This window comes from Thalassobacterium sedimentorum, assembly GCF_031127905.1.
GTDB classification, from domain to species: Bacteria; Verrucomicrobiota; Verrucomicrobiia; order Opitutales; family Coraliomargaritaceae; genus Thalassobacterium; species Thalassobacterium sedimentorum.
In genome coordinates this window covers 12,137-36,742 of record NZ_JARXIC010000014.1, presented here as the reverse complement: position 1 = coordinate 36,742, position 24,606 = coordinate 12,137, and the positions used below count along the sequence as shown (strand labels likewise).

The 24,606-nt window shown below is 49.0% G+C and carries 16 protein-coding genes; 3 read left to right on the top strand and 13 right to left on the bottom strand.

The genetic code is table 11. The features are described 5' to 3' along the window. Positions 1-39 precede the first annotated feature (39 nt). The gene (locus QEH59_RS10005; protein ID WP_308985229.1) at positions 40-2,388 is read left to right on the top strand and encodes a glycoside hydrolase family 31 protein; all 2,349 of its coding nucleotides are present in this window, start codon (positions 40-42) and stop codon (positions 2,386-2,388) included. Positions 2,389-2,556: 168 nt separating this feature from the next. Here the strand turns inward: QEH59_RS10005 and QEH59_RS10000 are convergent, their stop codons facing one another. After that, on the bottom strand, positions 2,557-5,514 hold the full coding sequence (locus QEH59_RS10000; RefSeq protein WP_308985228.1) for an alpha-mannosidase: 2,958 nt from the start codon (positions 5,512-5,514) through the stop codon (positions 2,557-2,559). A 134-nt stretch (positions 5,515-5,648) separates the two neighbouring features. Between QEH59_RS10000 and QEH59_RS09995 the strand changes: the two genes are divergently transcribed. After that, on the top strand, positions 5,649-6,491 hold the full coding sequence (locus QEH59_RS09995) for a helix-turn-helix transcriptional regulator (protein ID WP_308985227.1): 843 nt from the start codon (positions 5,649-5,651) through the stop codon (positions 6,489-6,491). Positions 6,492-6,658: 167 nt separating this feature from the next. Here the strand turns inward: QEH59_RS09995 and QEH59_RS09990 are convergent, their stop codons facing one another. From QEH59_RS09990 to QEH59_RS09935, 12 genes are all read right to left on the bottom strand, one after another. Then, a complete protein-coding gene (locus QEH59_RS09990; RefSeq protein ID WP_308985226.1) occupies positions 6,659-7,432 on the bottom strand; it encodes a hypothetical protein in 774 nt (257 codons plus the stop codon). Between the two features lie 83 nt (positions 7,433-7,515). Further along, entirely contained in the window at positions 7,516-8,022 is a 507-nt protein-coding gene (locus tag QEH59_RS09985) for a hypothetical protein (RefSeq protein WP_308985225.1), read from the bottom strand. Beyond that, positions 8,001-9,785, bottom strand: coding sequence for a hypothetical protein (locus QEH59_RS09980; protein WP_308985224.1), 1,785 nt, complete (start codon positions 9,783-9,785; stop codon positions 8,001-8,003). Before QEH59_RS09980 ends, QEH59_RS09985 begins: the two co-directional genes overlap by 22 nt. Next, positions 9,782-10,735 carry a hypothetical protein gene (locus tag QEH59_RS09975; protein WP_308985223.1) on the bottom strand — a complete coding sequence of 318 codons (954 nt, stop codon included), beginning with the start codon at positions 10,733-10,735 and terminating at the stop codon, positions 9,782-9,784. Before QEH59_RS09975 ends, QEH59_RS09980 begins: the two co-directional genes overlap by 4 nt. Before the next feature lie 458 nt (positions 10,736-11,193). Then, positions 11,194-13,197 carry a sodium:solute symporter family protein gene (locus tag QEH59_RS09970; protein ID WP_308985222.1) on the bottom strand — a complete coding sequence of 668 codons (2,004 nt, stop codon included), beginning with the start codon at positions 13,195-13,197 and terminating at the stop codon, positions 11,194-11,196. A 95-nt stretch (positions 13,198-13,292) separates the two neighbouring features. Then, a complete protein-coding gene (locus QEH59_RS09965; protein WP_308985221.1) occupies positions 13,293-14,006 on the bottom strand; it encodes an SGNH/GDSL hydrolase family protein in 714 nt (237 codons plus the stop codon). Between the two features lie 7 nt (positions 14,007-14,013). After that, positions 14,014-15,009, bottom strand: coding sequence for a sugar phosphate isomerase/epimerase family protein (locus tag QEH59_RS09960; protein WP_308985220.1), 996 nt, complete (start codon positions 15,007-15,009; stop codon positions 14,014-14,016). Between the two features lie 4 nt (positions 15,010-15,013). Then, entirely contained in the window at positions 15,014-17,719 is a 2,706-nt protein-coding gene (locus QEH59_RS09955; RefSeq protein ID WP_308985219.1) for a family 78 glycoside hydrolase catalytic domain, read from the bottom strand. Between the two features lie 42 nt (positions 17,720-17,761). Further along, positions 17,762-20,641 (bottom strand): hypothetical protein, encoded by a 2,880-nt coding sequence (locus tag QEH59_RS09950; protein ID WP_308985218.1) that lies wholly within the window; start codon positions 20,639-20,641, stop codon positions 17,762-17,764. A 6-nt stretch (positions 20,642-20,647) separates the two neighbouring features. Next, the gene (locus QEH59_RS09945; RefSeq protein ID WP_308985217.1) at positions 20,648-21,856 is read right to left on the bottom strand and encodes an alpha/beta hydrolase family protein; all 1,209 of its coding nucleotides are present in this window, start codon (positions 21,854-21,856) and stop codon (positions 20,648-20,650) included. Positions 21,857-21,913: 57 nt separating this feature from the next. Continuing rightward, complete coding sequence (locus QEH59_RS09940; protein WP_308985216.1) at positions 21,914-22,633, bottom strand: prepilin-type N-terminal cleavage/methylation domain-containing protein; 720 nt, start codon at positions 22,631-22,633, stop codon at positions 21,914-21,916. Between the two features lie 78 nt (positions 22,634-22,711). After that, positions 22,712-23,515, bottom strand: coding sequence for a hypothetical protein (locus QEH59_RS09935; protein WP_308985215.1), 804 nt, complete (start codon positions 23,513-23,515; stop codon positions 22,712-22,714). 183 nt (positions 23,516-23,698) lie between these two features. Here QEH59_RS09935 and QEH59_RS09930 point away from each other — a divergent pair, with 183 nt between their 5' ends. Beyond that, positions 23,699-24,427, top strand: coding sequence for a helix-turn-helix domain-containing protein (locus tag QEH59_RS09930; protein WP_308985214.1), 729 nt, complete (start codon positions 23,699-23,701; stop codon positions 24,425-24,427). The last annotated feature ends 179 nt before the right edge of the window (positions 24,428-24,606 follow it).

Genomic DNA, 24,606 nt, shown 5'->3' with positions numbered 1-24,606 from the left:
CCCGCTTCAACAACTGACTGAACGGGTCTTTAGCGCCTTATGTATTTCAATAAATATCCATTCAGCCAGAACTTCAGTTTCGCTTCCACCTATTCAGCAGAACTAGGCGTGTCGTTCGCGAAAGAGAACCGACCACTCATCATCAAAGAATACGGAAATAATATCTTTCGGCTCACTCTGAATGGTGGTGATTGGAATAATAATTCCTCTCAGGCTGAATTCAATCTAAAAGAAAATACTAGCGACAACAACTATCAACTTCAGATCAATGAAGACGCCAGTCTACAACTGCGATCAAAGCAAGGAACGATATTGTTCGATTCATTCCCAAGGCGTTCCTTCGGCAAAAACGGAAAAGCTTCCATGTTGCGCTTTCGCCATCATTCAAAGAACCGCTACTACGGGGCTGGTTCAAAAATGATCGGGCTAGAATACACAGGTGTTCGCACCAAATTCTGGAATACCGATGCCTTCGCCGATTTCCCAATAACACACATTCACAAAGGCACACCTGACCCTTACTACGTTTCCATCCCCTACATCATAGTTAAGACCGAAACGACTTGGATTGGACTACTCTTAAATAATGCGGAAGCAGCCTATGCTTCAATCGCAGCAACAGTAGATATCGAAGGATTTAGCAGCATAAGAACCGACGACGAAGAAGCCATTATCATCGGATCCGAAAGTGGCCAACCCGACCTCTTTCTACTGGCCGCCGACACCCTCGCCGAGCTCACACAGAACTTCCAACAACTAGTCGGCACCACCCCACTCCCACCGCTATGGGCGCTAGGCTACCAGCAGTGCCGATGGGGCTATGAGACAACCGAACATCTACTCGATTTAGACGAAAAATTTGCACAACATGATTTCCCCGTCGATGGGCTTTGGTTTGACATCGGCTACATGGATGAATTTCGAGTGTTCACAACGGATCCGGATAAAATCCCAACCCCCAGCGAAACATTTCAATCCATGTTAAAGAAGGGGCACCCCGTCGTTCCCATCATCGACCCTGGGGTCAAAGTAGATCCTGATTATACGATCTATCAGTCCGGACAGGCCGCGGATATTTTTTGTAAAAACCCCGAAGGCTCTGAATTCATCGGACTTGTTTGGCCTGGTCTCACCGCGTTTCCCGATTTTTCTCAAGAACGCGCTCGCCAATGGTGGGCAGAGCAAGTGGAAGCCTTCGCCAAACAGGGAATCGTAGGCGCTTGGTTAGATATGAACGACCCCTCCGTCGGCAACTCAACCCCTTACGACATGCGCTTTGGCCCAGAGGGGATAAATGGCCACGAAACTTTCCACAATCAATACGGAATGGGAATGGCTCGCGCAACTCGGGCAGGCTTCGAAGCTGCCCACCCCAATCGCCGCATTTTCCTCATTTCTAGATCCAGCTTTATCGGAGGCGGAAAATACGCTGCCGTTTGGACCGGCGACAATGTATCCAACTATCATTACTTACGCAGCTCCATTGCGACGCAGCTCAACTTAGCACTCAGCGGGATTCCATTCAACGGCGGAGACATCGGCGGATTTGCCGAAAATACCAACGCACGTCTGCTCCGCGATTGGATGAAAAGTGCCTGTTTATCCCCCTTCTGCCGAAATCATTCGATGCTGAATAGTGTCCAGCAGGAGCCTTGGGCATTTGATGAATCAACACTAGCCGTCTGCCGCAATTTTATAAAGCTGCGCTACCGATTGATGCCCTACCTTTACAATTTGTTTGTGGCTCAAGCAGAACAAGGCTCTGCCATCATGCGTCCTCTTTTTTACGATTTTGAAAACTCTGAAGCACTGGAGCTCGATTACATCGACGATGCCTTCCTCGTTGGGCCGTCCATTCTACAAGCGCCATTCCTCGACGCCGACAGCCTGAAGCGAAACGTGCCACTGCCAGGGCAACAAGCATGGTTCGAACTCGAAACAGGAAAATGGATTGCAGGTAACCAAACGGTTGAAGTCGCCCGAAGCGAAACACACAGCCCATTTTTTTTAAAGGAAGCATCAATACTACCGTTACGCCGCACAGATCCGAGCGACAACCGCATCGATCTCAAAGAGCTTGATATGCTCGTCGTCGCCAACAAATCGACTACGGGTAGCTACACCTCACATTATCAAGCAGATGACGGCGAAACGCTTAAAGTGAATAGCGGTGTGTTTTCTAGATTGAGTGTCACGATTCTCCACGATGGCGATACCCTCCTTATCGAATCCAAATGTACCATCGAACACTACGGCTTGATCCAACCACACTTCCTCTTACTCGACGCCTTCAGTTCCGTCACAATAAACGGCCGAATAGTCCATCCCAAAGATGACACGCTCAGACTAGCAGGAGCAACAATTCCTGTAAAACGCATCGTAATCTAGACTCCTACTTCGAGCATAGAATTATCTATCTCCCACAATCTCTCCTTCAATAGCTCAAATAAGATTCATCGTCGAATTTATGAAATCGAACTGACACCTCTATCAGTGAATGGTATCACATAAATGATACCATTCACTAAATTCCCCGCCGAATCAGATCGCGGTTGTCTATATTTTTTGAATCAAGACACTGACGACTTCATAAGGGGAAAAGGCTAGCTTACCTGATAGAGGAGTTGACATAGATTCGCCGATATCGGTGCGTGCCGCGCTCCAGCCCTGTTGCAGCTTTAGCTCCACTAAACCGCGACGTCCAGCAACTTCGTGCAAGCGGAGCACATAGCCTGAATCTGTTGGCTTAACCCAATGCGGCACCAGTGTTTCGCAGCCTGAGATCGATTCAATGACAGGCGCGATGGCTTTGCCAGTGTAAGCAATTGGATCGGTAAATAGCGTTTCCGCAACTGATGCAGGCTGACGCTCGCGTGGTAGTTCGGCGTCATAGCGGCCAATAGCTAACTTGATCTGATGCTGACCGATATCACTGTAAGGCGAATCAATCTTCAAACGGGTCAAATGCGGTGGCCATGCGAAATTATGCGCGTCATAGCCAGTCACACGTGGACTGCGCACTAAGCTTAAACCAACCGAACCTTCACGCACAGTGGCGCCGTACTTATCTTCGGTTGCAAGGAAAAGCCCCTCACGCTCACCTTCGTCAAACACTGCGAGATAGCGACTAAAAGGCACTTCCCATTGCGCTTCGGCCTGCAAGCCGTCCGGCACCTGCTTGCGCAAGACACTGCCATAAGGAATGCCAAAGCGCGCATTGGTCGCAGCGTATTTTGTTGGAAAAATCAGCTTAAGTAAAGACTCAGGCTCCTGCCAGTCGAGATCGACGGTGACCTGCACCAAGGGACTTCCAGCTTCTAGCATAAAAGTAACTGTCGCCTCACTGAACTCACCAATCTTACGTGTCACAGCGATACCAGCCCGATGTGCGCCCTCTTCCACGCAAGTGAGCGTCGCTTTCGCCTTACAGACCTCACCAATACTCAAGACATGACGGTCGATATCCCAAGCTTCAAAATTCGCCGCATGATCGGGATACAACATCAGTTGCCCCGCAGGACCGGAAAGCGGCACCTCGACGCCTTCCCAGCTCAATTGATCGATCCAACCAGAGGCATTGACCCGAAACTCGGCCAGACCATTCGATACCTTGCGCCCCTTCACTTCGACTGACTCCGGCACATCTTGAATGACGGACTCGATGGACGAACCACTTAAAGGTGGCAAGCTGACATAGGCCGACGCGTCCAGACCATCGATCCACTTCGAGACTTCCACGGCGTGTGGATTGAACAAACAGTCCTCTCCCTTGCCGGCTAAAGCTTTCTTCGCTTCGTCCAACTGAGTGGCCGCATGACGGTCCAGCACTGGCAAGTCTTCCATATACACATCCCAGACGGAACTGCCAGGAATGTAATCATGGAACTGAGCAAACACCAGACGCTTCCAGGAATCTTCCATGTTCCAGGTTTTACTCGTGGCCGCAGCCACCGCCTCAGCCACCTGCATCGCACGCTCCAAACCACGGAAACTAGCCTTTAAATTACCATGAGTCGTGAATGTGCCACGGTGAAACTCTAGGTAGCATTCGCCCTGGTGCACTGGTAACGCATTACGTACTGTGTTCAAGCGCTCGAAGAAAGACTCCGGTTGATCCCATTCAATCTCCGGCATACCAGGCAAGGAACCCAGTCGACGTGCACGCTCTAGCATGCCATCTGTCGGGCCACCTCCACCATCACCGTAGCCGGTGGGCAGTAGATACTCCTCATGTACATCAGCCTGCTGATTGGCATGCATCGGAGCTTTGATGTTATCAATCTCCATGTGAGTCACGTAGCCGGAATCCTGCGTCACATGCGCCAGAATCTCAGAGCCGTCATTCCCACGCCAGATGAAGCTGCTATAGGGAAAACGGTTGATCGCATTCCAGGTCATCTTGGTGGTGAAGAAATACTCCACACCGGTTTGCTTCATGATCTGCGGTAGACAAGCCGAGTAACCAAAGACATCCGGCAGCCAGGTGAGCTTCGACAAGGCTCCGTTGATCGCCTCAAAGCCTTTTTGACCAAGTGTAAAACTGCGGGCCAAAGCCTCACCACAGGCGATCATCGTATCCGATTCTACATACATGGCGCCCGTGGCTTGCCATTTGCCAGATTCAATGCGTCCCTTCACACGATCAAACAACTCCGGCTCACGCTTTGCCACCGCCTCATAACTGGCTGGCTGACTGTAGGCAAAACGATACTCGGGATACTCCTCCATCAAGCGATCCACCGTCGCGAAAATATTGACCGCCTTGAGTTCGCCCATCCGCTCCGGCCAAATCCACACGAGATCCAGGTGGGCATGCCCGGTCAAAATGCACTTAGAGAAAGTCTTGTCCATCTTCAACTCCTGATAGAGCTTAGCCAAGCTGCGACGCATCGCTTGGATTCCCTTTTGATCGAGCGCATTGGCCGCATCCTCCATCCCACGCAACATCCGACGATAAACTGGCGTATATTTATCAACCGGAGCCTGTAAGCCTGCACAATTCAAGGTTGTAGGCACCTGCGGATTTTCGCGATGACGCTGATCCATCGCCAGATCAAAGAGACACTTCAGGTCATGATAAGCATTCCAAGCGACGTCGTCACGCCTAACGACAAAGGCACCCTCAAAATAACTACCTGCCGCATCCATACCATTGGCTTCCGGATGCCAGATCGCACTTTGGATGCAACTCGACTGTAGCCACACGACTTTCGTACCTTCCGGCAGACGGCAACGTCGATGCGCCACATTAAAACCAAAATACGCCTTATCATCGATATAAAGCGTAGCTTCGCCTTGATCCAGCCACTCTAACCAAGTATTTTCGTCCACTGCCTCCGGAAGAGTCACCCGGCACCAACGTTGATCAAAGAGCTTCCCCCAGAAAGAGCAGGCCTTCACCTTACTGCGCTTCAATTGCTGCCCCTCAGCCAACGAAAGCTGCTGAGCCTGAGGACGCGAGGCTTCGACCTCGACGAGTTGACGGTTTATCCAGACAGCAGCGTTAAGACGCATAACTACTGATTCAATACGACTAGCAGAGAGTTGGGGAAGATGATGATTTGGAAGCATAATATTATTTTAAGCAGTATAGCATATGAGCAGAGCTCAGGTCTTGCGCTCTAAAAACAATTTATTACGCTTACTTGATGTTTAATATTTCAACCACGGACTGGCCCAAAGCTTACGCATGCACCTATGAAGCTTATAACTATAGCTATGTCCCCTCGCCCCTCGTGCATAGTCAGGACTACCATGAATTCTTCTGGATTGAGAGAGGACGTGGATGCCACCTACTAAACGGCGAACGGCGACTGATGGAAAGCGGCTATTTTGCGTTAATCCGTGCCGACGATTCACATGGTTTTTCAGCATGGAACCCCAGCGACCAAGTCGGCTTGATTAACTTCGCCTTCCCGTCTTCGCTATGGGAAAAAATCCGCCGCGAATTCTTTATAGACCAAGTCTGCTTCTTTGACCACCTCGACATCGAAAAGCGAGAATACCAGCTCAGCAGCGACGACCGCGAGCGCTTGCGGCAAATGGGCAACGATCTCGCTGCTGGCCGTTGGAACAGCACCAATGCCGCCGCATTCTTGCTGGGCGTCTTGGCCCTACTCGACAATCGCGACCGAGAGACGTCCGCCTCCGCAACCACTCCAGAGTGGCTCACCCACGCGCTACGCCGCATCGAAACCTGGCCCAATTTCGTGGGTGGCGTGCCCGAGTTTGTCCGTATTGCCGGGCGCAGCCACGAACACGTCAGTCGTGACTGTAGACGTTTACTGAATACCACCCCACGCGAGATCGTTAATCACGCCCGTCTAAACTGGGCCTCCATGCAGCTGGAAACCTCGCAAAAGGAAATCCTGGAAATCGCCCACGAATGCGGCTTCGAAAACCTCGGCCACTTCTACAAACTCTTCAAAACACACTACAAAACCACCCCGCGCCAATACCGGATCAAACGAGGAATTACACAGTTTCCCTAGCAAGCATCAGTAACCACGACCTCACCTTCATATATAGCTAGGCAAAAACTCAAACTAACGATCACCATACCATCAACCGTGGAGGCGAAGCCGAAATGAGTGGAGGCAATATCAATGGACCCCCAAAATCCTACGAAGTCATCACGGAATACTGCCTCAAAATTCAATTAATAGGGCTTAATCTCAACCTTCTCTTTTACATCGAAATTCTCACTACTCGCTTTACGCGTCGCTTCGCTTAAACGGTAGTCCACGATTTTTTTAGTTTCAATCTGTATGCGTTTTGAATTCCCCTGCTGCTTTTGTTTAAAGAAAAAGAACACACGAGCCCGATTCGGGATATGAATGTAATCATTATAGATTAACCTCCACTGACCGCCCTCGTTACTTGCCAGCTTACAACGCAAAGCATAATTATTTGAAGATTCATCCAAATCATCCGGATCCACCGCGACATTTCGAGTCGAAGCGAGCTCGATAATCTCCTCACCGAGCTGGGCTTTCACCGCAAAATCTGTCATATTATACAGAACCAACGGACTCGTATTCGAGCGCGTATAATCATAGGGATAGAGGAAGCCCTTACGCAAATCTGTCTCTTTAGCATCTGCATAGAGCACCAACAGATAGCGACTATGGTTCGGATGTATTTTCAACGTGGCGTAGGGCTGGTAATTCATAACACCCTCAGGCCCGATTGCTTTTCGATACAGTTGCAAGGGAGCCGGGCCCGTATAGCTAAACTCATGGGACACCTGATTCGGCATCGCCTGCAGTAATTCATAGGAACCAGCTGAATGAATATACACTTCACCGACCGTCGTATTCCACGCGAGTATACGAAACTTTATGTTGCTCAATTCGGGAGTGCTTTGCGCATGCGCTTGCTCCACGAGCAGCAGTGAAAACAAAAAGAGACATAAAGAGCGTAGATAGATCATGATTTAAATTTCATTGGGGTCCAGCCAGCGCAGAGACACAATTTCGTAGCGTCGCCCCATGAGCTGATTGACGGAGCCGGAGCTTAAAGTGCCGGGGAATCTTCCGGATCATTTTCATTAGCCTCAACATACTCAGGTAAGCGCTGAACCACTGCTTCACACCAAGCTTGCCCCACGCCTTCTCCAGTAACCGGGTGGAGCGAATCGCCGTAGGATCGAATCGTAAAGGTATCATCACGAACCGTCATGCGAGGACCGATCGCAGTCAAAATGTCTGCTTGTGTCAGATAACCCGCGATCCCATCGGACGTTTTCCCTGTAGCGTGCTCCGGCACGTCAAAGGGCACAGAATTCGCCGTCGTCACTGCTTCGCCATCGACAGCGTTATTGATGTCACTCTGCTCAATCGCAGCTTGCAGCGCCCCCATCAGACCGTGACCATCCGCATCCGCATCCTCATCCTCGCTGATAAGGCTACGATTCACAAAGTCCGCAAGCGAAAGAAACGGCCCTCTCGCTTTGATTTCGGCGACGATATTTTCAGCGAGTTCCTGGATTTGATCGACCGTCAGTTCTCGAAGCCTGCCCACACATCAGAGGCGTCACTTTGTGCCTCAATCAGCCGGAAAAACGGATAATTCAGCGGTGTGCCGGACACCGAATCGGGATTGCTACCGTGAAGTCCCGACAACAAGGCAAGCCAAGCATTTACGGAAACCGAATTCACATTGAAAGCACCTTCGACATAGAGCGATGCAGCATTCGCTTCCGGATCCGAAAAAGTTTCATCGGTAAATTCTGTATTAAACGCATAGCGAGGGTTTGCCGGTTGATGAAAATCGTTATTACCACTCAGACCTACATTCTGAATCGTCGAAAAGAAGCTGCGATCCCAAAGCGCTTTATTTAACAAATAGGAGAGATCGACACAGCTGTAATCAAGATCTCCAATATAGTCCCCCGCGGAAAGACTCTCCTGTGTGGTCACACCATCACCCGCAACGTAATATTGATCGCGCGGAATGTGAGGCGACGCCCACGAATTCCCAATCGCATACCCCGGCTCATCAAAATGCTCACTGACCTGCATGTGCTGAAGCTGCCCTAAAGAATAAAGCCCCATCGAGTCACGTGGTAGATCATATAAGACAAACGACTTCACCCCACCTTCGGATGGCGTGTAGCCCCCTCCGACATAAACCATCTCGTCATTACTATAAGTATCGAGCGTCGGAAAACCCACGCCTCCATACATGTTGTAGAAATAGTGCTGATTGTCTCCGTCACTATTCGATACATTGATGGGGTCCAAGTCCTTCGCACGCGGGTTGAAATGCACAAAGGGTCTGGCATGAATACGATTGGAATCACTCGTGGGCGCAAAAGCGTAAGCCGCCCAACCGAATTCAATCCCAGGGTCGCTGACAGGGTTCCCGTAATAGTAATAGGTATCGAAGGTGGGATATGAATATTCGTCCTTACGAAAAGGAATGCGACCAGTCATCTGGAAAACATGCGACTCAAAATCAGGATCATCGCGGCGATAAAGCACACGTTGGATCCCACGGGTAGTTGAAGAGCCTGCGAGAGAAAGCAGCACATCTGCAGCCGAGGCGTCGTCCACCAAGGCAGCATCACTGTAGACGGGATAATCCACGGGATCAAATAATGTCCAATAGAAATACTCTAAATTGCTCGGATCTGCTGTATTTTCGTGCAGAGGGATCAGCGTCTTCCATGTAAATGGATAAGCTCGAAAACCTGGTTTGAGCGAGACATTTGCCATCGAGTAACGGTCGAAGTCAGTTTGAGCCGACAGCGAAAGAATCACGGCAGCTCCCGGCGGTATATCAGGACACTCAACCAAAAAGCGTGGTGCGCCGGGAGGATCACTCGCTGGTTTGCTGACATAAGCAGGATCTGCATCCGTCGGAATAGACACATCTGAGGTCGTTGTCGTGCCATCTGAAATGACGAAGGCTTTCCCGATTTCATAGCGAGGGTTATCTTGCACTTGGTTATGGCTCGCCTCGTGTCCGACTGCAATCGGCATACTGCGGTATTCACGCGCGGGACTGCTGCCCGATTCTAAATCTTCAGAGCGCGTCATTTGATTACCAAAAAGAACGAGCGTATAGTCGCGCCCTTCTAAGGTCACACTATACGGATTATACAAAATAAGTTGCGGATACAAATTCACCAATAGATAATTGTCTTCGCTCAAGCCCCCTCCGAAGCCCATTTTAAACATGGCAATCACCGGCGCAATTCCTGGGCGCTGGGCCGTGCCAGTCTGCGGCGTGATCTTGCCATCGTCCAAGACGTCCAGACGTAAATCATAATACGCCTTCAAATAGTTCCATGTCGGCGATTGTGTCGCCCAATTATCGGCTTCGATTGTATTATAGCCGGTATAAATCGGCTCACTTCATAGCCCGACGGTAAATCATCCATTGAAAGGAGAGCTGTCAAATCCAACGTAAGCCCCCCTTGCTGTGCGTCAGTTAACAAGCCTCGAGAAAGGGTCGTCACATCAAAGTAATATTCTTTCAAGACATCATCGTCGAGCCCCAGAGCCAAAGCAGCCTGCTCTAAGCTCTGCGACTTGCGAATCGTCGTGGAGTCAGACGGATCGCTGGTCAAATTCAAATGATCGAACTGAAATTGGCGAGTAATCGTCTCGGGAAACGCCGGCAAGGATCTCAGTTCCTCTTTCCCAATATTCAACAGAGCCTTTGTCTGTTCTCCAGATACCCAGTATGCATAATGCCCCGCATCAACTGATACCTTCTGCGCCCGAACCGTTTCAGCGCTACTACCGGCACTCTCACTGCCGAGCAATTCCACTGAATCATCTTCTGACAAGACTGCCGTCTCCGCAGACAGAAAATCAGTATCCTGAGTTGAAAGGCTCTCATTTCCACTCACTAGCCAAGTGAACAACTCGCGCTGCCCAGTCATCTCGTTGACATTCCAAACACCATTCCAATGAGGATGAAGTATATCGTCCGCAATCTCTGTGTCCGGATCACTGTCTAGAATTCTGGCTTCTGCAGTCACACGTGTATCTGCGCCCGTACTCCGTTGGAGCTCACCGAGAGCTACTTGCAAGCCCAATAAAGCGTTGGCCCGCGCGATCTTTGTTTGCTTACTGATTGTTGCACTCTGCGTTTCGACAGAGATCAACTGTGTAAGCGAGATCGCCAACAGTAAAACAAAGGCCATCAAACTGAGTGCAATCACCAATGCAAATCCGCGGGACGACTGATTCAACTGAGACTGACTGAGCTTGGTATTTTGCATAACGTTCATAAGGGCAATGACTCACTAATCTAGTATGGAAACTAACTAAAAGAGCCGTCTACTTAAACTAAAAGAATATATCTTATTATTTTTTCCTTCGGGAAAAAATTAATAGAAGACTAAAAACAAGCAGCATCTTCCGTATAAGCGGAGTCTGACACATCTGAACGAATCGTAATCGCAGAAACTGATGTCGCGCGAGAGAGAGAAGCAGCAAAGAGCTGCGGGAGACTACATTATTTAGGGAGTACATATCACAAAACGAGGGTAAAAAGAGACTCTGTTATAGTCTAACTTCGCAACGATCTCTCAATGGCGAACGATATACTATTTCCGACAAAAACATCATAAGACCGACATCGCAGTTATCTTGAAACCCTAAAGGAAGTTTGCTCACGGAGCTCGAGCGCTGGTCCATCCGGTTCCAGAACAATAGTCGTGGCGATGGGCTCATTCATTTAACTTCTTTCACCATGCTCGCTGGCTCCCTCGCGCGTGACGACGGCTTCATCTAAATTCTGGTGGCCCACCACGGTGCCATCATCGAGGTCGTTCACCTTTTCTTCCTTGAGGCGGCGGAACAGTGCAAAAATATCCCGCAGTCCGCCCCAGGTAAACCACACCGCAGTTACCAGCGCCATGAAGACGGGAATACCGATCCCAGTCACATGCCAGAAGCCCTTCCACACTTCTATCGGCCAAGGGGCCACAAGATTCCAAAGGCTGCCGATTACAAAAACTGTAAACCACAACATACTCCAGGCAAACAAGCCGCTGGCGATCCACTTGTCTCCCAAGGTGAAGTGTTCATTAAAGTTTAGAATACGTGCGAGGATGCCTTTCTTTTTTAACTCTTCTGCTGGCATAACGCGGTCCCCCACAGCTTCGATGATTTTCGTGTATTCTCCGCGGTGTAACATGCGATCCATGTTAAAGTCTTCCTTACATGTGAGCAGTGAAACCACGACATACAAGCTAACAGCCAGTAGGCTGGCGATAAAAGACACCTGCATCCCATTCAATGGAAACTCAGGCCAAATCAGCCGTGCGACAATCCCCGTGACAGCCAGTCCAGAGCCTGTAAATAAAGCCGCCCAAGCACCTTCTGTCGTTCCCTTCTTCCAGTAGAGACCGCCAACGATCACCGCACCGGCGCCCCCCACATAGATCGCCATGGTCACCGCCCACCACATCGCGATGAACTCAGTCTGAGGAAACATCGCTCCAAAAATAAAGACAAAGACCGCCACGCCCGTGATCGAGCGGCGAAGCACCTTGATGTGTTGCTTCGTGCCGAAGGGCTTCTTGCGCAAAGGCACCAGCACGTCCTGCACGAACAGACTGCCCCAGGAATGCAGGTGAGTGGAGTCGCCGCCGAAGATACCCATGATCAGCACCGCACAGAACGCACCCTTCACTCCAATGGGAAGGAGGTGCGAGACCGCCATCGGGATCCGCATCTGCTCCTGGGCCCGTTCACCGGGAATCAGCGCCAGATCATGATTAACGACAGCGGCTTGCTCGAAGAAGTCCGGATGCATCAGGTAAGTCATCGCGCAAATCGCGAGTAGGTAGACCAGTGCCTGCTTGCCGAACTCGCGCCAGCGCCCGAGGATGTGCCCCATCCTGTTCTCGTGTGCGGTCAAGCCGGCCGCATTATAGGCACTCTGGTTTTGCCAGGCCATCGTCCCGTAGACCGCGACGAAGGCCGCCATCAACACATAAAAGAGGTTGAAGTCTTCCAGCCCCATCGAATCAAAGGGATTAATCAATGATTGGCCCACGGGGCGATCGCCTAAAACATCCATAATCTGCGACCAGTCGAACATGACCAGCAGGCTCACTATAATGATCAAATACAGAATTTGCGAAAGAATGCCCTCCAGGCAATCCGTCACCATCACCGTAATCTGACCACCCGACAGGGTTAGAAACAGCGTCACCGACAAAAGCAGCGCCATCACAAATAAATGGGTAGCGACCTCGAAGCCAAAGATTTCCACCACTAGCGGCAAGCCAATGAAGGTCGTAATGAAGCGCGCTCCGATCACTGGAATGATCCCAAAGTTAAGCAGCCCCGCAAAGAAACCGAGAAAACCGGTAAACACGCGGAAGCGCTTAGTGTAGCGCAGTTCAAAGAACTGGGCCAGCGTCATCGCACGCGTCTCACGATAGCGATACACCACAAAGCCGGTGATCGCCACCATCAGCCCCACTGGAATATTAATCCAGGTCCACCATGTCCAAGTGAAGCCCGCCTTCGAAATGATCTCAAACAAAGCGGCAAAGACCACGGCGCCGGCCGCCATCTCCCCCTTGGCGACAGCCAACAAGTAGCGCCCCGCGACACGTCCGCCGGACATAAAGTCCGCAACGCTTTTCATATACTTATGAGTAAAAATACCAATGCCGAAAACAAACAGCAAAGGCGCGACGACAAAAATCCAGTCTATTGTGTGCATTATTTATATAATAAATATTCTTTACCTAATCGCACAGGGGCGCGATTAGGCGATCATCCATGATGGTTCATACGCATAAAGTGCGCCCCTCCGAATTAATCATTCAGCTGAGGAATCGACTCTAACAAGACGTTACAAATCATTTTCTGTCCTTTCTCATTCGGATGATTGAGCCCATTACATAGATATGTATCCGTATCGATCCCCTCTGCCTTTAGCGATCCCCATAAGGCATGGACATCCGCCAAAATGGCCTCCTCTGAGCAAGCGATTGAACGCAGTTCATCCGCATACACATCTAAGAAACCTTCACATTGTGCACGAACGATAGAACTCGCCACGACACCCCGATGCTTCGGATGTATTTTGGACTCATCCAATCGATGTGCCATAAATGGAGGCGTTAAAATAATTAAATCTGAACTGGTTTTTGAACGTACTGCCGCACAGATCGTACGTAGACTCTCCGAAAACTGTGACAAATTCCCCGGCCCCTCCAAACAATCATTTAAACCAAAGGCTAACAAAACCAAGTCAGGATGATGACGAATGACATCTCTCTCCAGGCGTGAGAGCGCTTGCGTCGCGGCACTACCACTCACCCCCGCATTCAATGTGGAAAAAGTCGCCTCGCCGAAGCGCTTCTCTAAGGCTGTCTGAAACAATCGATGATAGACTCCCTCTGGAAACAGCCTACCGTATTCCATGACTCCCTGAGTCACACTATCACCAAATGCAACCGTCAAAACAGGTGGCTGCGCAGGATCTTCCTCTTTTTGTTTAATGCGCTGAAAAAATCGTTTCATCATATTACGGCTAGTCCACAACAGGTGGTAATAAAAGTTCACGCATCCATCGTGTCGAACGAGTCGCATCACCTAATGCAATCAACTCGCGCATCGACTGCATTCGCTTATCCGTCAACAAAGACTCAACCGACCTCAAGAAAGCAACACTCTCACCAACTGCGGCCGCAGCATCCTCACGATAAGGATATTGATCCATCGAATACCAACCATCGTATCCCATCTCATTCAACCAATAAAGCAGCTCGAAATATTCCGTCATATGCACAGAGCCAACAATCATATCATCGTCCCAGGATCGGTAGTTATCATTAAAATGCATATGAAAAAGCTTCTCTCCATAGTGCTGAAGAATCACTACAGACTCGGCCACATTCTCTCCCGCCATCAAAGAGTGCCCCACATCAATACAAACCCCAACATTATCCAATCCAGTTTCCGTTGCCATCAGTAGCGTATCCGCAGCTCTAGCATGAAAAGAAAAGATACGTGGCTCCTTGGGCTTGTATTCTAAAGCGAAACGTAAATCTGGAAATTCTGCTGCTACGGATCGTATATTCTCCATCAGGTAGGCACGTTGTCCCCGCAGGTCTGCCGTTAACGGATAGTCATAGCCATCTTGCCCCAACCAAAGGTTAACCAGCGGACAAGACACTTGTTGCGCAATGCGTGCGGCACGACGCGTCTCTTCCAAAGCAAGCATTCGAGTCTCGCGATCTTTCGCACTCAGGCTGCCTTTGCCCCACCGCTGCTGTCCGAAGAGATCCGGAATAATTGAGACGCAGGAAAGTCCATGCCCATTAAGCATATTTTTCACTTCGTCCGCGTTTTCCTCAGTAATATCCCAGGTGCCGACCAGTTCAATTCCCTGAACACCGGGAATCGCTGCTGCTTGCGTGATCAACTCTTTTTTCGGTGCAATATCCTTATAACCACTCGAAAGAAAGCGGTCACAGGTATTACCAAGATTACCTAAAATAACAGAATATTTGTTTTCTTTTTTCATAAATTTATGCGGGACAGTCAGCGAGGCTCGGATCGGAATGAGCGTCATCGATGAACAATCTGGAATGGAATCGGTATTTGCCCGGCCCAGCTCGATAGGTCATGCGTCCATCTCTGAATTCGATAAAATCAGGCTTTGTGCCGTATTCATGCCTCTGAGTGGCTTCGCAAGGCGCATCCTGACTCATGGCAGGAATATAAATCGTAGCCTGTGTGTTATCGGGAACAACGAGCTCCAAATCAAAACATCCCCCACTCTGCTTCCACTCCACGCTGATTTCCCCATAGGGACATTCATAAGTAGCATGTAGACCACCTAAGGCTGCAGGCGGATAAGGTTTAATGATGAAATGTTTGAACCCCGGACTCATTTCATCTGAACGGATACCTGCCAGATACTTAAAAAACCAAGCAGAAATTGAACCTAACATAGGATGATTATGTGAATTCATTTCACCATCGACCTGATACTCCCATCGCTCCCATAAAGTCGTCGCCCCATGTGCCAGCATATATCCCCAACTGGGATAAGTCGTCTGTGTCGCGATTTGGAATGCTAAGTCTACATGTCCAGCCTCACTTAAAACTTCAAACAGATACTTCGTGCACAGATTCCCTACGGTCAAATGATTTTGATGCTTAGCGATATTCGCTAACAAATGCTCAAGCACCTTGTCATGTAAATCGTCAGGAACAAGTTTCATGGAAAGTGCCAAAGTATTACAGGCCTGATTGCCGGATCCATAGCAAGAAAGCGATTCATCCCAGAACCTGTCATGAAAAGAGCTACGAATTTCCTCCGAATACTGATCCCAACGATGTGCACCGTCCTGATCACCGAGCACATTGGCCATGCGACTCAATAATTGTGTTTGATACGCCAAAAAGGCAGTCGATACCAATGCGCCGGGCGTATATTTTGCGACGGCACCACCACCGACGCTTTCCTTATCCGCAAATGCTTCAGGAGGAGCCCAATCCCCCCAATTACTGTATAAGAGAATACCATCGTGGCACTGGGAAATCAGGAACTCGACCCAACGAACCATGCAGGGATAGTAGTCTCGGATCAAACGATCACTACCGTAATGAAGATAACTCAGCCATGGTATAAGTAGGAAGCTCGCGGATACCGGATCAGCAGGTCGCTTTCCCCATGTAAATGGCGCCGTATCTGTGATACTACCAGTGAGCGGACACTGTGTATCGACCACGTCCATATACCATTTGTCAAAGAAACGCTCCATCCCAAAATGATACACCGCTTCTTCGGCTCGGACTGTCATATCATTCAGCCAACCGAGGCGCTCATCCCGCTGCGGACAATCCGTTGGCACGCCATGCAAATTACTTTCTTCGGTTCGAATGACGGCCTCTTCGATCTGGTTGATCAATGCATTCTCACATTGAAAGTCCCCTCGCTTCGCCACATCAGAGCGCACAACACAAATCGTTAAAGTCTCTGGAGTTGGTGCTTCCGGCAAGCCCTCAACTTGAATATACCGAAATCCATGATAAGTAAAACGTGGCTCCCAAGTCTCAACGCCCTCTCCCTTTAGAATGTAAGTATCTTCAGCAAGCGCTTTTCGAAGTGTGCCACGATCAATCTTTCCATCTGAACCAAGGTTCTCTGCATAACGCAGGGTAATACGCTGCCCTCGTCGTCCGCGAACAAGTAACGCCCCCCATCCAGCCAAATTCCGCCCGGCATCAAAAACATAGCATCCAGACTCGACTTCTTCAATATACAGCGGCGCAAAGCGCTCCATCACACGAATGGGCTCCAATGCCTGAAATTGCATACGTCCCGACGGGGCATCGACTCGAACCGCAACCGCGAAATCCAAGCTTTCCTTTTCCTGACCAACAGACGACTCATCAGTTTCAGCTAAGTTCCAATGCTCTTGTTCCAGAGTCGCATCATAAAACTCCCCGCCGTAAATATTATTCCCCCTCAATGGACCAGAGCCGACAAACCATGCATTTGGAGCATCTGTATGTCCTCCTCTACTCGATACTTTCTCTCGACGGCCATCCTCATATTCAAGCTCCAGTTGCAATCGCAATTTAGGCATTCCATACCAACCATTGCCAACCATGACTCCAATTACATTACGCCCGCTTCGCAGGTGAAACCCAAGGTCGTGCACACAGTATAACACCCGTTTATCATAAGCCGTCCAGGCAGGATCCAACACATGATCTCCAATTTTCGATCCATTAATGCTTAACTCATGGTAGCCTAAACCGCACACATACACGCGGGCGGATTTCACCCGAGCAAACAAGTCAAACTCACGCCTGAAATACAATGCGCCACCATCAACCCCCGCGGGATATCCGATCCATTCCGCCTCCCAATCTTCAGATTCCAATAATCCAAGTTCCCATTGAGTAATCGGACTATCTTGTTGAGTGCCATCGACTCCCCAGACTCGAACTTTCCAATAACAGCGTTGCCGGGAGCACATAGCTTTACCGGCATAAACAATGTCAACCGAATGCGAGCTGCATACGACATCAGAGTCCCACAAATCCCCTTGATCGTCTTCAAGTAATTCCGGACGCGTTGCCACGTAGATCCGGTAAGCCTCCTGGGCATACGCGCGCCCGTGCGTTTCAACCCTCCAACTCAAACGTGGCTGACGAACATCCAGCCCTAAAGGCATTTTCTGCCCCTCGCACTGCATCAAAACAAAATTAATCTTCATCGATTTCACACGTCCAGCTACAAAATGAGTAACTATTTTTAATTATTTAACTGGCTTCTTGCCCATCAGCTGATCGATCCACTCCGCATTCAACGCCGGTGACGGAGTCGCCTGGTTTTTCACTGCAGGTGCAATTCGTTCAGCCGAAACAATCAGTAGTTCTCCACTTTCAGTCAGCTTCGCCCACACATTGCCGGACTCATCCTGAGCCAATACGACGTCATCAGGAAATACATGTAAGGGCTGGTAGCGCCCTATCTGAGAAGCTAAGAGCCGTTCACCCGGCTTGAAATGACGACTCAGGAAAGACGGATCCTCCGCATCCTCAGGCCAAACACCCAAATAAATCATACGACTGCCTTCATCGCGCAACATCTTCAGATCCTCCGCGTAATGGTCTGCATAGAATGCATCCGTCAAATTCACAACAACTGGTTCGAAGCCAGAGATAGGCACATTTGTAGAGATCGCCCAGAATTCCTCACCTGCCCGCTCTCCATCCGTCAAAAATAGTGATTGGTAAAACTCAGACGGCGGACCGTCATAAACACTATTATAACGTGTCCATAATTCCTTCCCAGCTCGCCACCACCAAGATTGCCCCTCTGGGAAAGCCAAACCAAAAGAAGGCCAGCTCTGATTCGGCTGACGACGCATATCAGCAAACGCATTTCTTACCCATTCCAATCGATCCGGCTGGTTCAGGAGTGCATGATTACTCCAATACTGATTTGGTAGACGCCAACCAAAAAGAAAGACACCTTTCGCACCAACCCCTAAAGTATCGTGCACAGCCTTCGAGAAAGTTTGCTCGTCCGGCCAACTTCTAACACCCAGATTTTCGGGCTTTGCACTATACCCCAATTCAGTAGCCAACAGCCATACAGTATGCGACGACAATTCAGCCTCCATTCGCCCGGCTGCTGCCCCGTAAGGCATCACGCTCCCCCCACTAGGATAAAGTTCTAAACCAACACCATCGAAGCCGCCATTAGAACGACTGACCCCTTCGAGTGCAGTCCATGGTGCAACACGCTTATATACGATAGGTACTTCAACCTTTTCTTTAATAAATTGTGCGATCTGGTCACGCTTATTTCCATATGAAACTCTGACCAACTCTAGATAGTCCATCCAGGAAGCACCCATCCCTCCTTGCGTTTTGAAAACTTTACCAGTCTTCGGATCAATCAAGAGAAGTGCATTCTTAAACTCAGATGCATCTTTATCTCTTAAAGGAATTAAGCGGGATGCTTGATTAAAATCACTCAAGCTGCCAGCCGACAAATGCCAACTTTTCAGTAACTGAGACAAAGAATTCTTATATTTTTCACGCAACAACTCGGCAAAATCCTGATTAAACGCATCCGATGCCACCCGAACGACTTCATAGTTATTATTCACTCCTCCTTCATTACAAATAGGATCAACAAAGAAACGTAATCCCACCCCCCAATCAATATCAGAGATCCAGGACAAGCCTCGACGGGTTTCATCCAAAAATTCCCAAACATTAGACAGACGTTTCCCCTCTTCCAAAGCTTCGACAATTACGTAATACTGCCCCGGTAGAAGGTCGGGAATTTTCAATTCAACAAGTTTCGAATCGGCTTCTTCCTCGGATTCCAAAATTTGCGCAATTTCCATTCCGATCTCAGATTCAACACCATCCATGGAATACGCAACCTGGCGAGCTTGCCCTCCATCTAAAGGCACAATTAATAAACTTTGAATAGGCACCAAAGGTAACGAAACTGGTAGTATCCCGTCCGATACGCACTTTGCTTTAATCAAGCCTTGGGAAGCCGAAGAGCGAATACTATACGCCCGAAAAGGCATCACTCCGGTAGTCAGCTGCCACCCATAATGCAGGCCTCGCTCATTGAACTCATTCACCACCTTCTGCACATTCCACTTGCTTTGACTCAAGCCTACCTCCGCATTAACATAGAGGTCATTAAAGCCCTCGGATTGAAGCAGGTCCAGGCTACGAATGACCTCACTCCACTGCCCTTTCCGAGCTTCCAAACTGGACGCAGCACGATCTAGAAAGTACATACCGCCCTGCGGCAGCCATGGCTTTCCGTTCCACCAAAGCATGAACTCATCATCTGCTAACCAATAATGACGGACGTGTGAGCGCTCGGAATAAATACCATGCGCCATTGGCTTATAGTTCCACGACGCTTCCTTCTCATTGCTTAGGTCGAAGATCACCGGGAGACGAACGATGCCATAATTGTATCCTCCAATATGAAAATCCAGTATACCTTGGCGCACACCCTCCCAGCGCCCCTCGTTCGGAAGCTCGATGTCCATCGATGTGGTTCCCGATTTGACTAGATAGCGAGACACCGCCTGCAAGATACGATCATCCTCACGGTTGAACAGCCAGACTTCCAAAATGGCATCTGTGGAAAGTGCACGATCCAATGTTACGGTCCAATGCTTCGACTCTCCCTTCACCGTCAAGAGACTGGCAGGTGGTATCGCTTTCACTTCGCCACAAGGCATCAAATGACGCGTCTCTCCCGTCGTTTTAAGTCCGGAAGCATCCTTAATCTCAAGCTCGTAAATGCCATCAGGTAAATCCCCAGGCAACAGCATTTCAAAAGAAACCCATCGCTCGTAGCGGCTCGCCCATATGGGAGGTCGAGCGCCATAAAAGGCAGATGCCGTCGCTACCCGAGCACCATTTAAATTAAGTCGAATCTCAACATCACCTGAAGTCACGGGTGCCAGCAGTTCCACTTCACCACGCAAAATTCGGTCTGTTCCCTTGAATGAAGAAGACATCTTCCAATTACTAATGTGAAGCACATCAAATTCCAATAGACCTTTAGATGCCCCCTGAACACTAAGCGTGCTCAGCGCCAAGACGGTCATACCGATAAATTGAAGTAATTTATTAAATCGTATCATAGTATTTTATATTTTAGTCTCGAAATGTTCACTACTCACAATGCAGCCCCGAGTATCTATTAAGTTGAAATAACACGCTGAGCATTCCGTGGGAATGGACACTTCAGCAGTTTGCTCTGAACCCTTTATCGTAGCTTGAAGACTGTGCCATTCCCGTTGTACCCAGTTTCCTTCATCTGCGGTGTATACAAATTCTACCGAGTCAATCGGCACATCCGACTCCCAACGCAGCCATGCGGCTCTCTCCGAATAGCCCTGTTCCTGAATCATCGGCAAAGCGCTTCCTTGTCGGACAATCGAATCCGCAAATACGAGAATCTCTGCGGGATCCCCTGCTGGTGGATGATCGTGAGGCATGCGAATCTTCATCGACAAAGTCACCGGTCCCCGAACGTCTCGATACGTTTTCTGCCACGAGTCGGGTCGAAAATGCTTATCATTCGTTCCATTACAGAACAACATGGGGAGCCTGGCATTTCCAAGATACATTCCAGGATCCCATAACTCGATCCAGCGTCGAGCTATTTCGGGATCCAGTTTCTGGAAGTCCGTTTCAAGCCAATAGGAATTCTCCCCCAAATGGCCACAACCATAGACAGGAGCGGCAAAGCAAAACCGGTCATCCAAGCTAACCGCAATCTCTGAGATAACCCCGCCCCAAGATACTCCACTGATACCAATGCGTTGACTGTCGATCTTTGGCTGTGACGCCAACAAACTATGTGCCAAGATTGTATCCGCCACCGCATGGCACATCCATTGGTCGGTCACGCAGTCCATCGCAGCAGCAAAGGCTCCATCGTCAAACGCGGGCCCCGCATACGCATGTCGAGGATGCGAAATCTCCATCCCGTGAACAAATTCAGGTGTCGACCCCGTTGTATCGATTGCAATGGCTGCGTAGCCACGATCGACCCAAAGCTTGACCCAATCATGAAAGGCCGTTCCGCCTCCACCATGGACCAAAACGATTCCTGGAACTGAATCACTCGCATCCGAAGGAACACCCAGCCATGCAAACACCCTGGTCGGTTTGCCTTGATAGTTTAAACCTTCAAAATAGAGCGGACGAATGCCACAAGGTGACTTCAGCTCAGAAGATTGGACATCGTAACAGTCTGGCACCTGCATCAGAACGCTCAAATCCCAACAAGGAAGAGCCCTCCCCTTATTGGGAAGAGGAAAGGTAAGCAAATCGGTATGCTGTGAATCCATTGACATTATATAAATTAATCTAATTAATAAATCGTATGTTATATCAACTAGAGCGCATTAGTTGACCCAGGAAGATTGGTATTCCTGTTGTTCGGCTTGATCCTCCAAGCTGACCGCCCTGACAGAACCATCAAAAAACAGATAATGACGAAACGAACCATGAACGGGCGTTTCAGCAAGACGGCTGTTCCCCGTATTACCATAATAGGTGCCATCTTCAGCATCGGTTTCGAAGAAAGCTGCAATCCGCGCGGGCTCTGGAACCATCACCATTAACTTCGGTTCGGTTTGAAGGTCTACATCAGAGCGCTTATGCCCAAAATAGAGAGTTTCTGCCTGATAAGGGATGCCCTTGTCGACCCTCTCGCCTTCACTGAACCCTTTACTCTCCAACCAGGCAGGACACAAAAATGCGTCAATATTACGTGCATTCCCCCAGCCATCTTCCTGGTGCGGTTCGTCAAAATATGGAGCCAAAAATGCAATTAAATGGCCTTCTTGCACAATCACTCCACCACTGGAACGATAAACCACTCCCTGTTCCGACCAAAGGGGACCTGGCAAACGCCCACCATTGTCATTCACATAAAGGTGCATTGAGACACCGATTTGACGCATTCCATTGGCACACTGGGCCGCCGTTGCCTGAGATCGGACCCGTCCAAGAGTGGGAATTAAAATGGCCGAAAGTATCGCAACAATCGCGAGAACTGCCAATAACTCTACCAAAGTAAAGGCACGGCAGCTCCCTCGGCACACTAAAGTCGTCTTTTTCATGGCAACAGAAATCCTTTGAACAGGCAATGCCCCGTCCAAATATAAAGAAGCAACAGATGCTATCGAATTAGACTCGGCTTAAGCGCGACGACGTATACCGCTCATGCCTATAACAAACATGCACCCAACCCCCATCCAAAGAGAAGCGCCAGAAGGCTCAGGAATCAGGCTGATACTATCCATTGTAAACATGGATGTCGCAGAGCCATTCGAAGACTGTTGCCAAGTCATCGACATATAAACACCATCCGCCCAATTACTCGAGCTAACCGTCATTGAACCCGATTCATTCAACAATTCACTTCCACTAGCATCATACAGACCAAGTGCCCAAGTAGTATCAGTCAACACCAAGGATATTGTGCTATAATCGTAACTAAGCTTCGAACTATCATTAGTGCTCCACAATGCCTGGGTACCGGAACCACCAGTGCCACCGTCGCGAAGCACTAGGTAAGCCTCATCATCACCAACTTGTTGGAAGTAAATCGAATTGGTCCGATTATATAAGTTAGCACTACCACCATCCGTAGTTAAACCTATAAACAGATAACCTGGTCGACCAGTGTTAACCAATGATACATCTTCAAAAGCAAGCGATACAGGCTCAGCACTCGTCGCAAAATTCAAATCATCATAAGTAACCTTTGTAACAATACGGCCGATACGGTCCAGCCCTGTTGTGGCAGTGTATTCAGTCTCCATCTTCAAATATTTCTCACCAGCGTCGCTCACAACCGTAGGCGTCAAAGCGCCCTCTTCAGCACTATAAGCATTCCAATTATTCAGTGAATCAAAGTCCTCCCAAACATCGGCATGAGCTATCAAAGAGCTCAAGAAAACAGCTGAGGCAACAAGTAAGGTACGTGTGTAGTTTTTCATACTTCTTAAATCTAGGGTTGAATTAACAGAACAGGTTCAAGGCCTAAAAAATTCGCGCGAATATAACTAAATATCAACTGGAATAAATCACCATGTGTGGTATATAATAAACATAACATGAATATCCCACACAATGCACACACCCATACAATTCCCCTATCTACCCCCCCACAGATACTACGAATGTCCGGACACAGAACACATGGACTACGTAAAATGGAACGCTACAAACTAGATCGGTTCTGGTGCCTTAATCTATTCCAAGGTGAGGGTGAGCTCCACATGGAGGGGAAAATTTATCCTTTCAAAGAAGGATATGCCGGCATCACTTGGCCTGGAGTGGATCTGGCATATAAATTTAATGGCAAAACAATAAAAACCTGGGCGCATTTCATTCCCAACAAAAGTGAGGGAGGAAGCGATGCTCACATCCCAATCATGCAAGACCTAGGTCCTAGATTTGAAGGCCTAAAAGCTGAGCTCCAAACGCTCTCCTCCCTCTATCGCATGCATCCGGTTCGAGCCGTAGCCAAGCTGTGGGATATTCTTTGGCAATTAGTCCCAAGCGATACCCAAGTTAATACCAACCAGCCCCATCGACACCCGATTGTGGCACGCGCAATGGATGAAATTGACATGCATATCTCTGAGAGCATCAGTGTTGAAGCTCTGGCGGATGAACTTGAAATCTCACAAACACACCTCAATCGTCTCTTCAAAGCGGCAACAGGTGTAACCACTGGAAAATACATTCGCACCCGCCGAATGGAAACTGCCTGCCACCTACTGACACACACCACTATGCCGATAAAACAGATCGCCTACCACGTAGGCATCCCAGACACGCAACACTTTAATAAACTCATTCGACAATACTACAAGCAGCCCCCAACACACTTAAGGTCACTTTAAAACTCGATTACCTCACAAAAGTAAAACGCGCAATATCGCGACAACTCTAAACATCCGGTCATAATAAGCATCACACCATAGTGTCGATTTCCTACCACATATGTTTAGAAAATTAATTTGAATCAAAAAGTTAGCTCACCCTATCCTCACCCTATTCTATAATAGTAAAATCACCACCA

Bases quoted from the DNA above. Each gene is read 5' to 3' on its own strand.
- QEH59_RS09975 (WP_308985223.1), bottom strand. From the start codon at position 10,735: ATGCAAAATACCAAGCTCAGTCAGTCTCAGTTGAATCAGTCGTCCCGC.
- QEH59_RS09955 (WP_308985219.1), bottom strand. From the start codon at position 17,719: ATGAAGATTAATTTTGTTTTGATGCAGTGCGAGGGGCAGAAAATGCCT.
- QEH59_RS10005 (WP_308985229.1), top strand. From the start codon at position 40: ATGTATTTCAATAAATATCCATTCAGCCAGAACTTCAGTTTCGCTTCC.
- QEH59_RS09960 (WP_308985220.1), bottom strand. From the start codon at position 15,009: ATGAAAAAAGAAAACAAATATTCTGTTATTTTAGGTAATCTTGGTAAT.
- QEH59_RS09965 (WP_308985221.1), bottom strand. From the start codon at position 14,006: ATGATGAAACGATTTTTTCAGCGCATTAAACAAAAAGAGGAAGATCCT.
- QEH59_RS09970 (WP_308985222.1), bottom strand. From the start codon at position 13,197: ATGCACACAATAGACTGGATTTTTGTCGTCGCGCCTTTGCTGTTTGTT.
- QEH59_RS09945 (WP_308985217.1), bottom strand. From the start codon at position 21,856: ATGGATTCACAGCATACCGATTTGCTTACCTTTCCTCTTCCCAATAAG.
- QEH59_RS09995 (WP_308985227.1), top strand. From the start codon at position 5,649: ATGTTTAATATTTCAACCACGGACTGGCCCAAAGCTTACGCATGCACC.
- QEH59_RS10000 (WP_308985228.1), bottom strand. From the start codon at position 5,514: ATGCGTCTTAACGCTGCTGTCTGGATAAACCGTCAACTCGTCGAGGTC.
- QEH59_RS09930 (WP_308985214.1), top strand. From the start codon at position 23,699: ATGTCCGGACACAGAACACATGGACTACGTAAAATGGAACGCTACAAA.
- QEH59_RS09950 (WP_308985218.1), bottom strand. From the start codon at position 20,641: ATGATACGATTTAATAAATTACTTCAATTTATCGGTATGACCGTCTTG.
- QEH59_RS09990 (WP_308985226.1), bottom strand. From the start codon at position 7,432: ATGATCTATCTACGCTCTTTATGTCTCTTTTTGTTTTCACTGCTGCTC.
- QEH59_RS09940 (WP_308985216.1), bottom strand. From the start codon at position 22,633: ATGAAAAAGACGACTTTAGTGTGCCGAGGGAGCTGCCGTGCCTTTACT.
- QEH59_RS09935 (WP_308985215.1), bottom strand. From the start codon at position 23,515: ATGAAAAACTACACACGTACCTTACTTGTTGCCTCAGCTGTTTTCTTG.